The following is a 16143-nucleotide window of genomic DNA, read 5'->3' as shown; positions in this document are numbered from 1 at the left end:
TACAACGAACCTCAACGTCCTGCCCACGAAACGGTGACAATCGCGTGCGCGTCTCGAGGCGCGGGCGGACGGCGCGGGTCGGATCAGCTCCTTGCCGCCGACCCCCGCTCCAGCCCCCGCTCCAGCCCGCGCTCCAGCCCGCGCTCCAGCCCGCGCTCCAGCTCCGCGATGATCCGCGGCCGCAGCTCGGTGGGGTGGATGACGGCGTCGACCGACCCGACCTCGACCGCCCGGTGGATGTTGTGGACGCCGTCGAACTCCGCCGCCACCTCGCTGATCTTCTCGGCGCGCAGCGTTGTCCGGAGGTCGGCCAGCTCGAGCAGCAGCCTGGCGCGCGCGGGGCCCTCGGCGCTCGCGACCTGCGACTCCAGGGCCTGGTGGCGCGGGTCGGCCGCCGCCCGCTTGTCGACCTCCGCGGAGAAGACCACGGCCGCGGCCGGAGCCCCGCCGATCACCGAGGCGAAGGACCCCTCGACCGCGAGCACGGTCATCCTCGGGTTGAGCGCCTTGGAGAACACCACGAACGCGCCGCCGTGGTAGCGCGAGATCACGCAGAAGACGATCGGCCCGTCGAAGTTGACGATCGCGCGACCGATCTCCGCGCCGTACTCCAGCTGGAGGCTGCGCATCGAGTCGGGCGACCCGTCGAAGCCCGACAGGTTGGCGAGCACCACGAGCGGGCGGTTGCCGCTGGCGGCGTTGATCGCCCGGGCCGCCTTCTTCGACGACCGCGGGAAGAGCGTGCCGGCGGTGTAGGTGTCCGGGCCGTCGGTGGGCGGGAAGCCGCGGCGCGGCACCGGCCGCGACTCGATCCCGAGCAGGCAGACCGGCCAGCCGCCGAGGTGCGCGTCCATCACCACCGCGGTCTCGGCGTCGGCCATGCCCGCCCACCGCTCGAGCGTCGCGTGGTCGGCGTCGGACACCGCGCGCATCACGGTGCGGATGTCGAAGGCCTTCTTGCGCTCGGGGTTGCGGGTGCTCGAGAAGATCTCCCCCACCGTGGTGAAGTCGCTGTCGGGCGTGCTGTGCGGGTACGTCGTGACGTCGCGGTCCGCGGGGTCCGTGGTCCGCGCCCGTCGTGGACCGGCCTCGCCGGGCACGACGTAGGTGTGGGCGTAGTGCTGCATGAGCACGTCGACGGCCGCGGGCAGGTTCGGTGCCCAGTACTGGGCCTGGCCGTTGGGGCCCATCACCCGGTCGTAGCCGCCGATCCCGAAGTTATCCTCGGCGGACACGCCGCCGGAGAAGTCGAGCGACTGCTTGCCGGTCAGCACCATCGCGCTGTCGGGCGTCATCACCAGGATGCCGCGCGTGTGCATGAGCATCGTGGCCTCGGCGTTCCAGTAGGGCTGGGCACCGACGTTGATCCCGGCCACCACGACGTTGATCTCGCCGCCGTCCTGGGTGAACTCCACGATCCGCTTGAGCGCGGCAGCCACCCAGTCCATGTTCTCGGTGCCGGAGTCCATCGAGATCCGGGCACCGGCCGACAGCGCGAACCACTCCACCGGGACCTGCATCCGCTCGGCGAGGTCGATGGCCGCGATGATGCGGGAGCACTCGGGCTCGGAGACTGCTCCCAGGGCCTTGGTGGGGTCGCCGCACAGCACCACGCGGGTGACGCCCTCGGGGTGCAGGGCGGTCGGCGTCGTGACCACGGCGACCAGCAGCGCCGCCTTGTTGAGACCGCGCGGGCGCTCGACCGGCACCAGCGCGCCGGTGTCGTCGAGGTCGTGCTCCACCACGCTGCCCCCGGTCCCGACGAGCAGGCTCTCCAGCTCGTAGGGGTAGACCAGGCCGCGCCGCTTGGCACGCAGCACCTTGACGGCGTAGTCGTCGAGGGGCTGGAGCGGCTCGGTGGGCGGGGCGTCGATCGTGGTGGCGACGCCGCCCCCGACCTGCGCGTGGAAGCGCACGACGACGGGCTGCGGGGTGCCGTCCGGGCCGGGGACCCGACCGTGGGCCTGGACCTCCTCGATGCTGGCGCCCTCCGTGAGCGGGGTGATCTTGTCCCGCAGCGCGGCGAGCTGGTCGAGGTCGGCGTCGACGACGGGCCACACGTGGACCCACACCTGGTTGAGGTCGAGCTTCGCGCCGTCGGGCCGCTCGGTGCGGGCCCGGCGGATCGCCTCGAGGCAGTGCTCGACCGCGCGCTCCGCGTGCGGGAGCGCCACGACCGCGCCGGACTCGTCGCGCACGACGGCCACCTGGCGCACCTGGGCGAGCGCGACGAGGCGCTGGTCGGCCGGGTTGCCGGGGGCCGTGCAGTGGTAGAGCAGCACGTCCTCGGGTGCCTCGAGGCGTACGACGTCGAACTGCCGCAGCCGCCACAGGTTGAGGCGGCGACCCACCATCGGGTGGATCCCCCGGACCAGACGGTCCTCCTCCATCGCCGTGGGGACCTGGTCGGCGGCGGGGCGGAAGGTGACGTAGTCGACCGGGCGGTCACCGCCGCGGGTCACCGCGACCACGATGCGCCGGATGTCGGAGGCGAAGGCGACGTCGCCGAGGAGGGCGCCCAGCCGGTCGCTGGTCTCCTGCGCGGGGAGCTCCTCCCCCGGCCACGACAGGTAGAGGTCGACCACGGCCTGGGATCCGGTCGGACGAGCCGCGACCTGCTCGCCGATCGCCCGGACCAGTGCGCCGTCGGGCTCGCCGAGCTCGTCGATCGTCCCGACGGTCGTCACCAGCCGGGTCGGCCGGTCGACGTCGAGGACGTAGTCGGCGACCGCGAACGGGCGGCCCTCGATGTCGAGGACCCGGAGGTCGTGCAGCTCGTGCTCGCGGTAGTGGCGCCGTACGAGCACCTCGAGCATCGGCTCCCGCGGCGGGATCCCCTCGGCCAGGCGCTCGGCGAGGAACCGCACGATCTGCTCGGGGATCGCCGCCAGCGCCTCGATCCGCCGGGCCCGGTCGGGGGCGTCGTCGACGGACAGCTCGACGAGCTCACCCCGCACGCCGGCCAGGACGCTCGAGCGCTCCTCGTCGACGGCCGGCTGGTCGAACCAGCGGAACCGGAGGCTGCGAGCGAGGTCGCCGACGATCGGGAACCGCAGCTGGGTGGCGCGCACCAGTCGCTCGAGGAGCGAGCGGACGACGTCGCCGTCGGCCTCGGCCGGGGGTGGCCCGGCGATCCAGGCCTGCAGCAGGCTGGTGACGAGCTGGACGTCGGCGGCAGAGCGCCGCTGGGCCAGGTAGATGCGGAAGACCGACTCCTCCAGCTCGGGGGTGCGGTCCAGCTCGGTCACGCCGTAGCGCGCGAGCACCGCCTTCAGACGGCGGCCGAACTGCTCGCCGAGGCCGTGGCGCTCGAGGTCGAGGCTCTGCAGGTAGGTGTGGAAGTGCTCGCGCGAGCTGTGCACCCGCAGCTCGGTGTGCTCCTCCTCGCCACCCGGCCGGTTGCGGCTCAGCTCGGCCAGCTCGGCGAACATCCGCAGCAGCTCGATCTCCCCGGCCAGCACGTCGTGGCCGGCCGTACGGGCCTCCTCACGGGCGTCGAGGTAGTCGGCGAGGACACGGCGCTCGGTGGCCGGGTCGGTGTCGTAGCCGAGCATCGCCGCCCGCAGGTCGGCCAGCCCCTGGGCCACCTCGGCGTCCGCGGCCCCCTCGGGCGCCGCCTGCGGAAGCTCCAGGTCAGGACCGCCTGCCGACGCCTCGGCCCCGGCCGTACCCGTCTCAGGGGCCTCCTCGACGGGCTCGATGCGCAGCAGCGGCGCGCCGTTCTCCACCTGGCTGCCGGTCTTGACCAGGATCTCGCGCACCCGGCCGGCGAACGGCGCGTGGACCACCGTCTCCATCTTCATGCTCTCCAGGACGAGGACGGAGGTGCCCGCCTCGACCAGGTCGCCCTCGGCCACCGGCGTCGCGACCACGAGCGCCGGCGCCGGCGAGCGGAGCATGCCGCCCTCGTCGCGGGTGACCCGGTGGGTGACGCCGTCGACCTCGACGAGCTGCACGGGTCCGTGCGTGGCCGTGACCAGCCGGAACCGCTGGCCGTTCACGGTGAGCGTGCTGTGGAACTCGTCGATCCGCACGACCTGGGCGTCGACCACCGTCGCGCCGGCGCCCTCGCCCGCGGCGACCGCCACGCGGAAGCGGTGCGGCCCGGTGCGCAGCGCCGTCACCTTGTAGGTCGTCCCGCGGAGCTTGAGGTCGACGCCGCGGCCGACCTCGTGCTGGACGTTGGGTCGGCCTCCGCGGGACGTCTCGAGCAGGTGGTCGATCTCGAGGCGCTCCTCGTCCTCGTAGGCGTGGATGGCGGCGGCCACCAGGGCCACCCCGGAGTGCCGGTGGGAGTGGAGGCGGCCCTCGCCACGGACCCGGTCGATCCAGCCCGTGTCCGCCCAGCCGGTGCCCCCTCCGTCGGTCACCTCGGGCTGGGCGAGCAGGTCGAGGATGAAGCTCTTGTTGGTGGCACCGCCCTCGATCACGACCGTCGTCTCCGAGACCGCCCGGCGCAGTCGGGCCAGCGCCTCCTGCCGGGTCGAGCCGACGGCGATGATCTTGGCGATCATGGAGTCGAAGTCGGCGGGGATGGAGTCGCCGGTGCCGACGCCCGTGTCCACCCGCACCCCAGGGCCCGCGGGCAGGTCGAGCAGCGCGATCCGGCCGGGCGACGGCGCGAAGTCGCGGTCCGGGTCCTCTGCGTTGAGCCGGGCCTCCACCGCGTGACCGATCTCGGCGGGCTTCTCTCCCTCGAGGACTCCCCCGGACGCGACGTGCAGCTGCGCCCGGACCAGGTCGGTGCCCGTGGTGGCCTCGGTGATGGGGTGCTCGACCTGGAGGCGGGTGTTCACCTCGAGGAAGGCGAAGGTCCGCTCACCGGGGTGGTAGAGGAACTCGACGGTGGCCGCGCCGACGTAGCCGACGGCCAGCGCGAGCCGCTCGGCGGAGGCCTTCAGCTCCTCGGTCTGCTCCGGCGCCAGGAGCGGGGACGCCGACTCCTCGATGACCTTCTGGTTGCGTCGCTGGACCGAGCAGTCGCGCACCCCGAGCGCCCAGGCGTGGCCGTGGCTGTCGGCGATCACCTGCACCTCGACGTGACGGGCCCCGGTCACCAGCTTCTCCAGGAAGACCACCCCGCTGCCGAAGGCGCGCTCGGCCTCGTCGCGGGTGCGCTGGTAGGCGTCCTCGAGGTCGGCTGCTCCGGCCACCATGCGGATGCCGCGACCGCCACCGCCCGCCGTCGCCTTGAGCATCAGCGGGTAGCCGATCCGCTCGGCCGCGGCCAGCGCCTCCTCGAGAGTGTCGACGCCACCCCGGCTCCACGGCGCGACGGGGACGCCGACCTCCTCGGCGATCAGCTTGGAGCCGATCTTGTCGCCCAGCGTGCGCATGGCCTCCGAGCTCGGACCGATGAACGTGACCCCGAGACGGTCGCAGAGGTCGACGAAGGCGGGGTCCTCCGCCACGAAGCCCCAGCCCACCCACGCCGCGTCGGCCCCGGTCTCCACCAGCGCGCGCTCGAGCACGGCGAGGTCGAGGTAGGGCCGCGCCGCGGCAGGGCCCAGCGAGTACGCCACGTCGGCCTCGCGAACGAACATCGCGGCGTGCTCGGCGTCGGTGTGGAGCGCCACCACCTCGATCGGGTGGCCTGTCTGCTCGGCGTTGTGGTCGCGGACCGCATGGATGAGACGCATGGCTGCCTCCCCACGGTTGACGACCGCGATGCGGGAGAACCGGACACGACTGGTGGGGCGCGACTCAGGGGGCACCCGCCGAGACTGTCAGGCCGACACCCCTACCGTGAAGTCACATCCCGCAGACGCGTGTCACCCGGCGACGTACGTCCGCGACCACCAGTGCCGACCGGCGACCGGGCGTCGCCGCCATCCGCTCGCGCGGAGCTGGTCGTCGAGCTCGTCGAGGCGCTCCTGCGCCGTCTCGATCCAGGCATTCGGTCGGTGGAGGTCGTCGAGGTCCTGCACCGCATGACGGGGAACGTCGCCCCCGTGACCACGTGGTCGCTCGAGCGGTGCTCCTCCCCGGGCGGACGTGCCACGAAGCGGAACTGGGCACTTCCGTTCGAGCCGCTCAACGTGTTGCCCAAGGCCTTGACCCAGGAGTGCTCGCCGAGCTCCTCGAGGTGTACCTCGACCGTCGTCGGAGTGCTCATGCCCCCACGTCATCACGTCCCGACCCAGACGGGCAGAGGCGAAGGTCCTGCCAGCGCCCCTGGTTGCGACGTCGAGGAGGGCCTCACTCTCACCTCGCCACGTCGACGGGGTCCGCCACCCCCCTGACGGCGTCGGTGATCGGCGTGATCCACGACTGGTGCGTGGTGCTGTTCTTGGTGATGGCGAGCAGCTCGTCCATGTGCGGCTCGAGGCCGGTGACCTTGTCGAGCGGGACGCCGACGATCAGCTGGAAGCCGAGGCCGCGCCAGGCCTGCACGGCGCGGCCGGCGAACTCGGAGTCGGCCTTCACGAACCCCTCGTCGAGGAAGACCGGGGCGAACCGGGGCCGGGACCGCATCTCGTCGCCGAGGCGGAACCGGAGTGCGGAGCCGACGATGAACGCCACGAGCTCCTGGCTCTCACCGCCGCTCTTCTCGCCCAGCGTGCGGTAGGTCGCGCGCAGCTCGCCCGTGGTGTGGTCGTAGCGCTCGGCACTGATCTCGACGTGGCGGCGTACGTCGAGCAGCCGGTCGCGGTCGGTCAGCGACGCGGCGGCCTCGCCGACCTGGCTGGGCTTGCGCAGCTGCTGCATGAACCTGCTGAGGTCGGCGAACCTCTGCTCGAGGGCCTCCTCCCCCAGGTCGGTCGTGGAGCCCGACGAGAGGACGCGCAGGTCCTTCATGAACGCCTGGACCTGTGCCGGCGCCAGCCTGCGGAGCCGGATCCGGAGCCGGTCCCCCGACGCGCCGAACTCGAGGCGACGCAGGATGGCGTTGATCGGCTCGAGCCGGTCCTCGATCTCCTCGACGGACGCCGCCATCGCACCGACGAGGGGAACCAGGTCCTGGCCGCTCCACTCGGTGAGCCGGCGTCGCCACTCCGCCCTCCGGGCGGCCAGTCCCTCGCCCCGGATGTCGTCCAGGATGCGCGCGTAGTCGGGGTAGGACTCCGCAGTGGTGCCGAGGTTCGGGGAGTCCCACTGGAGCTTGTAGACCCGGAAGACCTGCACCAGGTCCTCGTCGACGCGCCGGACCTCCGCCTCGGCGTCGGTGACGGCGTCCCGGAGCCGCTGGGCGAGCCGGTGGGACGTCTCGGCGAAGCGTTCGAGGTCGTCGGGGTCCGCGGGCGCCGCCGCGGCTGCGAAGTCCGCGGCGAGTGCGGCGTCCTGCTCGGGGTCGAGCACGACCGTGCCGGTCTCCTCGATCGCCTGGAGCCGGTCCTTGACGTCGTCCTCGGCGTCGACGAGCTCGGCGTGCTCGACGTTGAGCTCGCGCTGCCGCTGCTCGAGGGTGTAGCGGTTGCGTCGTGCCTCCTCCAGCCGGGCGGCGAGCTCGGCGATCTGGGCCTCCAGCGCCTGCAACCCGTCGTCGGAGCCGAGGATGTCGGCCCGGCGGCGCTCCAGGTCGGCGATGCGGCGGTCGCTGCCGTCGACGTCGAAGTCGTCGAACCGCGCCGTGGCGACGGCGTCGTATGACGCACGCTGCTGCTCCAGCATCCGCGACCGCTGGTCGAGCTGCGCGAGGTCGGCGCCGACCCGGTCCAGCCGCTCCTCGAGGTCGGCGAGCTCGGCGTCGACGTCGGCGATCGCGTCCGTGCTGGAGAAGCCGATGATGCTGCGGGCGTCGTTGCGCCCGTGGGTGCCGCGACGGCCGTTGCGCGTCTGCCCGGCGAGGGTGACCCGGAAGCCCGGGCCGGCGAGGCCGTCCGCGTCCTCGACGCACAGGGCGTTGCGGGACGCCTCCCCGACGTGGGCCTGCACCCAGCCGGAGAACGGCGAGTCCTGGAAGACCAGCTTGCCGGCGACCCGCTCGGGGTCGGCGGGACCGAGGTCGGGCAGGTCGAGCTCCACGCCCTCGAAGGTGAGGCGGCCGCGCAGCCGCAGGCCGTCGATCGCCGAGGAGAAGGCGTCCAGCCGGTCGAGGGGCACGAGCATCATCCGGGCGCTGGCACCGAGGACGGTCTCGATCGCCGTGCGCCACCGCGCCTCCTCGGGCGCGACGTCGACGAGCTCGGCGACGAAGGGCAGCTCGTCCTCCCCGATCCCGCTCGCCCGGGCGACCTCGGCCCGCAGCTCGTGCATGCGCGCCGGCATGCGACCGGCGCGGTTCTCCAGCGACGCGCGCTCGCGCCGCAGCTCGGCCTGCCGCTCGCTGAGCGGGAACTGGCTGCGCAGCACCGCGTCGCGCTCTCGGCGGATCCGCTCCTGCTCGCGCTGCCAGCCCGCCAGCCACTGCCGGGCGTGCAGCTGGAGCACTGCGTACGCCTCGGACGAGAGCAGCGCCGCCTCGACGTCGGGCGCCTGGGCGTCGGTGGCGTCGATGAGCGGGAGCAGGCGCTCCTGCAGGACCGACCGCCGCGCGAGCCGGTCCTCGCGCACGACGTGCTCCTGCTCGAGCGAGAGCGCCAGCGACTGGAGTGTGGACCCTCCGGCCGCGCGGTGCGACTCCTTGGCCGACTCGAGGTCGGACAGCAGGGTCCGCTCGGCCGAGGTCGTCGCGCCGAGCTCGTCGGCGGCGGACGCGCGCGCGGCACGGTTGTCGACCACCGCGGCCTCGATCAGCCGCAGGTGAGTGCGCAGCAGCCACAGCCGGAGCGGGGTGTCGCCGGTCGCGGTCACGCCATAGGAGTCGAGCTCCGCGAGCCGCCGCGAGGCCTCCACCTTGCGGTCGTGGAGGTCGACGATCGGCGCGAGCAGCTCGAGCTTCTGCTCCTCGGTGCGCATGGCGGAGTGCGCGGTGTCGAGGTCGTCGAAGTGCTCGATCGCCCGGTCCGCGGCGGCGAAGGTCGAGGGCCGCTCGAGCACCATGTCCTTGTAGAGCTCGTCGACGCTGCGGACCTGGTTGCCCGCCTGGATCCGGGCGAGCAGCCGCAGGGCCTTCGCCCCGTCGCCGTTGGCGCCGATGCCGAGCCGCGCGTGCAGGACGGCGGCGAACTCGGCGTACGTGCGGTAGACGCGGATGCCGGGGAAGAGCTTCTTCAGCGTGTTGGCGTGGAAGCGCTCGGGCACGGCCACCTCGAGCGTGTCGAGCGGCAGCGCGCCGTCCTGGGTGGCCAGCTGCATCTGGACGTCGCCGGACCGGGTCGCGCGCCGCGGCACGTAGTAGGTGCGCAGCGCCGTGAACCGGCCACCCTGGTCGTTGACGAACGTCATCGCGATCGCTCCCCAGGTGTCGCCACCCTTGCCGCGGAGGAGCTTCTCCACCGGCCGACCGGTGCGCGGGTCGTCCACCACGTCGACGGCACCACGCAGGTAGGAGAGCAGGTTGCGCTGGCCGGCGCCCCGGGCGCGACCGGCGACGGCGTCGTTGGACGCGCCGTTGAACTTGGTGTCGGACGGCATCATCAGCGCGGTGTAGGCGTCGAGGATGGTGCTCTTGCCGACGCCGGAGGCGCCGGAGATCATCGTGGCGTCGCCGCGCAGCGGGACGACCGTGAGCCCGCCGAACCCGCCCCAGTTGACCATCTGCAGCAGCGCTGCGCGCCACTGCATCGTGTCGTCGGCGGGCGTCGCGACGTCCTTGCGCTCGAAGAGCCCGTCGACCACTGTCTGCTCGATCTCGTCGATGGACATGCTCACCGCTCCCCTGCCGTGCTGCCAGCCGTGCTGCCAGCCGTGCTGCCCGCCGTGGCGTCGACCGGGCCGTCCGGGTCCGTGTCGTCGTCGAAGAGGTCGGCCGGCTCCTCGGGCCCGGTGACCTCGCTGTTGTTGGCCGCCACCAGCGCCTCGAGGAGCTCCTGGAGGAGCTCCAGCGGGATCAGCGGCTCCACAGCCTCGCTGATCTCGAAGCGCTCGTCGGTGCCGGTCGGGATCAGCAACCCGGCCTTGACCACGCTCGCGACCGCGTTGCGCGCCCGCCTGTCGTCGCCGGCCACGTCCGTCGCGTGGGCAGGACGGAAGCTGGCGACGTAGCCGACGATGTCCTCGCGGTCCACGAAGACCCGGGCGTCGCCGCTCGCGAGCCCGGCGCGGAGCCGGTCGCGCAGGTGCACCAGCACGAGCGTCTCCTCGCGCGACCAGGCGGCGTCGTAGAGCATCGTCGGGAAGCGGCTGCCGGTCTCGGACGTCGCCTGCCTCTTCCACGCGACCTCACGGGCGCGGTCGACCTGGAGGTCGAGGAAGAGGTCGTTGAGCCGTGAGCGGATCAGTCGCTCGTGCTCGACCAGCACCGTCCAGTCCCGCGGGTGGGTGCGCGCGCTGATGAAGCGCTGCTTGAGCAGCGTCACCAGGGCGCGCCGCTGCGCGTACTCCAGACCGCCCTCGTCCCCCTCGAAGAGGGACACCGAGTCGTCGAGCAGCAGCTCGTCGTCGACGTCGACGTCGACGTCGACCTCGGCCTCGGCCTCGATCTCGGCCTCGATCTCGGCCTCGATCTGGCCGTCGATCTCCGGGTGGGTGTCGACGCTCATGCGTGCTTCTCCGTCGGGTGCTGGGTCGGGTGCTGGGTCGGGTGCTGGGTCGGGTGCTGGGTCGGGTCGAGGTCGGGGTCGGGCAGGGGTGTGCGTGGCACGGCGAAGGTCCGCCTGCTGCCGTCAGGGCGTACGGCCTCGAACGGCTCGACCGACTGCTCGGCCCGCCACTCACGGTCGGCGGCGAGGTGCAGCAGGCCGAAGATCTCGACGGGGCGGCGAAGGGACGGCTCCAGCTCGTCGAACAGGGCGCCGAGGGAGGCGACCGGGAGGAGGGAGGTGGTCGCGGCGTCGAGGCGCTCGCGCAGGGTCGCGAGCCTGGGTCCGCCCTGCGCGACGAGCTCCTGGAGCGAGACCGGCGGCGCGAGGGCCGGGTCCGGGGTGCTGATGCGGTCGGGGAGGACGTCGTCGGCGGGGTCGTGGAACCGCTCCCGGAGGTGCTCGACGCCCGCTCGCGCGGGCAGGAGCGCCACGTCGTGGGTGGCCCGCGGGCCGGTGGTCGCCATCCACGTCATCAGCTCGGCCTCCACCTGGCGCAACGTCTGCTCGAGCTCGCGGTCACGGGCCGCGTCGTGGGAGACGATGTACTCCTTGAGGGTGGCCGTCACCCGGGAGCGCTGGGCGAGGACGCGGTCGAGGCCGTCGCGCACGAGGCGTACGGTGCCGCGCAGCTCGGCGCGGTCGGCGTCGCTGAGGATGCCGTCCGAGAGCGGGTGCTCGAGCAGGGCGGTCAGGTCCTCGCGCAGCTGTGTCACCAGGGCGTCGTCGCGCAGCAGCGCGAACGCGCCCTCGAACGCGCGCCCCTCGTGGGTCGCCGTCATCAACGCGTCGGCGCGAGCGAGGTAGTCGTCGATCACCTCCCCGGCCGGGCGGTCCTCCGCGCGGAAGGCCGCCAGGATCTCCGCGCGGATGGTCGCGAACCGCTCCTCGACACGCGCGAAGTCGCTCGGCAGCGCGGAGATCAGCGAGAGCAGCTCGGTGAACCCCTCGAGCATGTAGTCCTCGGTCGCCCCGGCCAGGTCTCCGCCGTCGACCAGGCGGTCGCGCTCGGCCCGCAGCCGCGCGATCTCCTCGTTGAGGATCGTGACCCGCGCGGTGCGGTCCGGGTTGGCCTCGGAGTTGAAGCGCCGGACCGTGCCGAGGATGGTGGCGACCCGGTGCTCGCTCAGCGTGGCGCGGTCGCGGGCGAGGTTCTTCACCAGCTCCAGCGCCTGCTGCGCGTGCGAGGTCAGCGCGTAGACCTCGTGCCCCGCCTCGTCGAGCGAGCGCACCAGCCACTGGCCGCGCATCCAGCGCTGGCAGATCTCACGACCGCTGCCGGTCGGGACGTCCTGCTCGCCGGCCAGCCGGATCGCGGCGAGGTGCTCCTCGACCTGCGTGTGCAGGCGGGCCGTCGGGATCGGGTTGTTGTTGCGACCGAAGGCCGTGCGGAAGATGGTGATCACCACGGGCGCCTGGCGCTGGTGGAGCAGGGTGAGCGTGGGCTGGGCGAACGCGCCCTTGACGCGCGCCAGCTCGCCAGCGATCTCGCTCAACGCCCGGTCCCCCGCTCCCTGCCTGCCTGTGTTCGGTGCGCAAGCATGACAAAGGGCGCGGACAGCGCCGGGAGCGGGTGGCCCGGCCGGTCAGCCCGACGTCTCGTCGAGCAGCCGCCGCACCTCTGGCTCCGGGAGCGCCGTGAACCGGACGGCGTCGGCGATCGACACGTCCTCGCCACGCCCGTTCAGCAGCGCACGTACATCGCTGAGCGCGTCCTGCCGGAGCATGTCCGCGAACACGATGCGCTGACCTGCCGCCGTCAGGTGGTCTCGTACCTCGTCCCTCATGGTGCCCTCCCCTGCTGCCGCGAGGGGCCCCACGCCACTCGCTGCGAACAAGGATGCACGAGCGCCGGACGACCACACGGAAAGTTGCGTCAAGTTTTGCCTGACGCACGTCTGTCCACTGTTTGTCCAAGGTTTTCGCTTTTCGGCTGTCGGGGCGGCATCCGCTCCGGACAGGATCGTCCTGCGCCACCAGCGGGCGCGGCGACCAGCGACCCAAGAGCCCGAAGGAGACCTCGTGACCACCCTCGCGATGCCCCCGACCCCCATCCGCAGCCAGGCGCGCGCGACGCGTACGACCCACGTCGTCGCCGGGCTGCGCGACACCATCTCCGCGGCCGAGCGACAAGCACTCGTCGACGAGCTGATCGAGGCCAACATCTCCATGGCACGGTCGATGGCGGCCCGCTACCGCAACCGCGGCATCGACCTCGAGGACCTCCAGCAGGTCGCCCTCGTCGGACTCACCAAGGCCGCACAGCGCTTCGACGCCTCGGCCGGGCACGACTTCCTCTCGTACGCCGTCCCGACCATCCGCGGGGAGCTGCGCCGCCACTTCCGCGACGCCGGCTGGATGATCCGCGTGCCGCGCCGCGTGCAGGACCTGCAGGCGCGCATCCGACGCGCCCAGCCCGGCCTCGAGGCCCGGCTCGGTCGCTCCCCCCGTCCCACCGAGATCGCCGCCCACCTCGAGGCCGACCTCGACGACGTCATCGAGGCGCTCTCGGCCGCGGGCTGCTTCCGGCCGAGCTCCCTCGACAGCCCCACGGGCAACGGGACCGACACCATCGCCGACCTGCTGGGGTGGGACGACACCGGGCTGGCCTCGGTCGAGGCCCGGCTCGTGCTGGGCACCGCCGTCAGCGAGCTGACCGAGCGCGAGCGGCGCATCCTCCAGTGGCGCTTCGTCGACGAGCGCACGCAGCAGGAGATCGCCGACCTGGTCGGGCTGACGCAGGCACAGGTCTCCCGGATCCTGACGCGCGTCCTCGCCCGCCTCCGCGCCGGACTGGACGAGCCGGTCCCCGCCGCGTAGGCGTTCGCCCGCGCGGCGATCACCCCCGATTTGGGGCTTGCCCGCCGCGAGCCGGGGTGCCACGGTCCGAGGATGACCGGACCGCGCCGCCACCACGTCCTCATCGGCCTCCTCGCCTCCGCGCTCGCCCTGGGCAGCGCCCTGGCGCCGGGCGCGAGCGTCCATGCGGGTCCACCCGGGGCGGAGGCGGCCGGCACCCCGGCGCGTACGGCCACGGTGATGACGCGCAACCTCTACCTCGGCGCCGAGCTCGGGCCGGTCCTCGCAGCGCTCGGCACCGGCAACGACGCCGCGATCGTGGGCGCGGCCACCCAGACCTGGGCCGCGGTCCAGGCGACCCGCCCGGCCGAGCGGATGGCCGCCATGGCGGACGAGATCGTGGCAGCCGACCCGGCGGTCGTCGGCCTCCAGGAGGTGACCACCTGGACGACGTTCGCCTACAACCCGGCGACCCGTGTCGCGAGCGACCCCACCGTCACGTACGACTTCCTCGACCTGCTGCTCGACGCGCTGGCCGACCGCGGCGCCGACTACCGCGAGGTCGCCGGCGCCACCGCGCACAACTTCGCCTCGCCACCCATCCCGGTCCTGGCGAGCCCCACGGCCACGTTCCCGACCCGTGCGGTGCGCCTGGCCGACCGTGACGTGATCATCGCCCGCGACGACGTGCGGACGAGCAACGCTCGCACGGGGACGTTCCAGGCGATCATCCGCTTCCCCGTCGGCGGGTCGCTGCTGCCCGTCGCCCGTGGCTGGGGCTCGGCCGACGTGGGCGTCGGCAAGGCGTCGTTCCGGTTCGTCAACTCCCACCTCGAGGCCTTCGGCCTCCCCGGTCTCGATGCCGAGCAGCTCCGGGTCGCCCAGGCGCGCGAGCTCCTCGCCGCGCAGGCGGACCTGGCGTCACGGATCGGCGAGCTGCCGATGGTCTACGTCGGTGACTACAACTCACGTGCCCCCGACGCCCCGGCGTACTCGCTCCTGCTCGCCGGCGTGGGCGCCGACGCGTGGCCGCGGACCCACCCCGGCGACCCGGGCTACACGTGCTGCTTCGACGCGACGCTCACGGACCCGACCGACCCGCTGACCTCGCGGATCGACCTCGTGCTGCACGGCACGGACGTCAAGGCCGCCCGGGCCCGCATCGTCGGCAGCGACCCCGACGACCGGACCGCGTCCGGCCTGTGGCCCTCCGACCACGCAGGGGTGGTGGCCCGCCTGGTGTTCCCCGCGCGCCGCTGAGTCGACCTGGGTGGACCTCAGTCGTCCTCCCAGTAGGGGCCCTTCAGGTAGGGGTCACGCTCGACGGTGGTGACGGGGCGCCGCACGGTCCGCCAGACCGTGCGGGTCGTCCCGTCCGGGTCGGTCACCGTGCGTCGCACGCGGAAGTTGGCGTACGTCGTGGTGTAGGCGTTGCGGGTGTTGCGGGCGTTGTTCCACTGGTAGTCGAAGTTCCTGAGGTACTTCTTCGCCACCACGGCACCCCGCACGGTGAACCAGACCTCGTCGTTGGCGGTGCTCAGGCTCGACCAGTTGACCGAGCCGGTCAGCACCATCGACGAGTCCGGAACGCCGTTGTAGGTGCCCTGGACGACCAGGTACTTCTGGTGGCTGTAGTAGTCGAGGATGAGGTCGTCGATGCCGTCGTTGTTGAGGTCGAAGTTGTCGTCGAGGTCGTAGTCCATGCCCGTCGAGCGGAGCGGGATGCGACCGCGCTTGGTCGGGGCGGCGATGACGCCCTTCGTGTGGTAGCCGATGAGGCCGTAGGTGACCCGCACGTCGCAGCCCTGCACCCACTTCTGCCGGATGGCCTCGGCCAGGTAGTCGCCGCGGGCGCCGCGCATGGTGTGCATCGACAGGGCCAGGCGGGTGCGCTTCACCTTGCCGGTCACAGGGTCAGGGGTCAGGCACCGGACTCGGTCGAGCAGGTGGACCACCAGGTCGTCCTTCGGCCTCGAGACCCGCGGGAACGCAACCGCGGTGTGCTTGTCGACCGAGTCGTCGCACGCCACGCCGTTGGCCGGGGTGCCGCAGAAGGCGATCGGCTCCTGGCGGGTGTCGTGGTCCTTGCGCATGTCGTTGAACAGTCCGACGAACTGGCGGAACAGCTCGTGGTCGCCGTCGGTGAAGTAGAGGTCGTTCCACTGGTGGATCGCGGCGTTGCGGGTCATGTTGGCCGAGCCCACGGCCACGACGTCCTTCGAGCGGCCGACCTGGCTGAAGAGGTAGATCTTCGAGTGCAGGTTGTTGAACTCGTTGGCCGCCCCGCGGCAGCTCTGCCGGCACTTGTAGATGAAGCTGTTCTTGCTGCGGTCCTTGCCGATCTCGGCGCGGATCACCTTCATCGCCGAGGTCTCCCAGTGGTCGTTGAGCAGCATCTGCACCTTGACGCCTCGCCGGTGGGCGGCCACCAGGGCGTGCGCCACGTTCATGCGGTCCAGGGAGTAGATCGCGATCCGGATCGTGGCGCCCTTGCGCGTGCGGTTGATCGTGTCGATGACCTTGCGCTCGATCCGGAAGTGTCCCTTCGCGCGGTGCGGGTCGTTGAAGAACGGCCCGCTGGGTGCCTTCCACTTCTTCGTCGCCCCGGCCTTCTCCGCCACGGGCCCGGGCTGCTCCGCGGCCGCGCCGGGGACGGCACCTCCCAGCGTCGTCGCCAGCACCAGGCAGATGCTCCCCACGAGCATCGACAGCTTCGTCACGACCAGTCCCCCATCCACGGTGAGCCGTGACAGCATAGGCATGCTCCGCGCGGCTCGACCGG

General features: G+C 72.5%; 9 protein-coding genes. 2 read left to right on the top strand and 7 right to left on the bottom strand.

Annotated elements, in window-relative coordinates:
* Positions 1-83: 83 nt before the first annotated feature.
* The 6 genes from IEZ24_RS22255 to IEZ24_RS05905 form a co-directional block, all read right to left on the bottom strand.
* Complete coding sequence (locus IEZ24_RS22255; RefSeq protein ID WP_129456523.1) at positions 84-5639, bottom strand: ATP-binding protein; 5556 nt, start codon at positions 5637-5639, stop codon at positions 84-86.
* A 132-nt stretch (positions 5640-5771) separates the two neighbouring features.
* Entirely contained in the window at positions 5772-5927 is a 156-nt protein-coding gene (locus tag IEZ24_RS05925) for a hypothetical protein (RefSeq protein WP_165356180.1), read from the bottom strand.
* 277 nt (positions 5928-6204) lie between these two features.
* Positions 6205-9687: an ATP-binding protein gene (locus IEZ24_RS05920; RefSeq protein ID WP_129456522.1), complete on the bottom strand. Its 3483-nt coding sequence runs from the start codon at positions 9685-9687 to the stop codon at positions 6205-6207.
* Positions 9688-9689: 2 nt separating this feature from the next.
* The gene (locus IEZ24_RS05915; RefSeq protein WP_129456521.1) at positions 9690-10523 is read right to left on the bottom strand and encodes a DUF4194 domain-containing protein; all 834 of its coding nucleotides are present in this window, start codon (positions 10521-10523) and stop codon (positions 9690-9692) included.
* The gene (locus IEZ24_RS05910) at positions 10520-12058 is read right to left on the bottom strand and encodes a DUF3375 domain-containing protein (protein ID WP_129456520.1); all 1539 of its coding nucleotides are present in this window, start codon (positions 12056-12058) and stop codon (positions 10520-10522) included. The genes IEZ24_RS05915 and IEZ24_RS05910 overlap by 4 nt, the downstream gene beginning before the upstream one ends.
* Positions 12059-12148: 90 nt before the next feature.
* Entirely contained in the window at positions 12149-12349 is a 201-nt protein-coding gene (locus tag IEZ24_RS05905; RefSeq protein ID WP_129456519.1) for a hypothetical protein, read from the bottom strand.
* A gap of 235 nt (positions 12350-12584) precedes the next feature.
* Here IEZ24_RS05905 and IEZ24_RS05900 point away from each other — a divergent pair, with 235 nt between their 5' ends.
* Positions 12585-13382, top strand: coding sequence for a SigB/SigF/SigG family RNA polymerase sigma factor (locus IEZ24_RS05900; RefSeq protein ID WP_165356179.1), 798 nt, complete (start codon positions 12585-12587; stop codon positions 13380-13382).
* Between the two features lie 72 nt (positions 13383-13454).
* A complete protein-coding gene (locus IEZ24_RS05895; RefSeq protein ID WP_129456517.1) occupies positions 13455-14621 on the top strand; it encodes an endonuclease/exonuclease/phosphatase family protein in 1167 nt (388 codons plus the stop codon).
* Between the two features lie 17 nt (positions 14622-14638).
* Here IEZ24_RS05895 and IEZ24_RS05890 read toward each other — a convergent pair whose 3' ends face one another.
* Entirely contained in the window at positions 14639-16081 is a 1443-nt protein-coding gene (locus IEZ24_RS05890; RefSeq protein WP_165356178.1) for a phospholipase D-like domain-containing protein, read from the bottom strand.
* Positions 16082-16143: the final 62 nt, after the last annotated feature.

Source organism: Nocardioides ganghwensis, from assembly GCF_014779655.1.
Classification (GTDB): Bacteria; Actinomycetota; Actinomycetes; order Propionibacteriales; family Nocardioidaceae; genus Nocardioides; species Nocardioides ganghwensis.
This window is presented reverse-complemented; position numbering and strand designations above follow the sequence as displayed.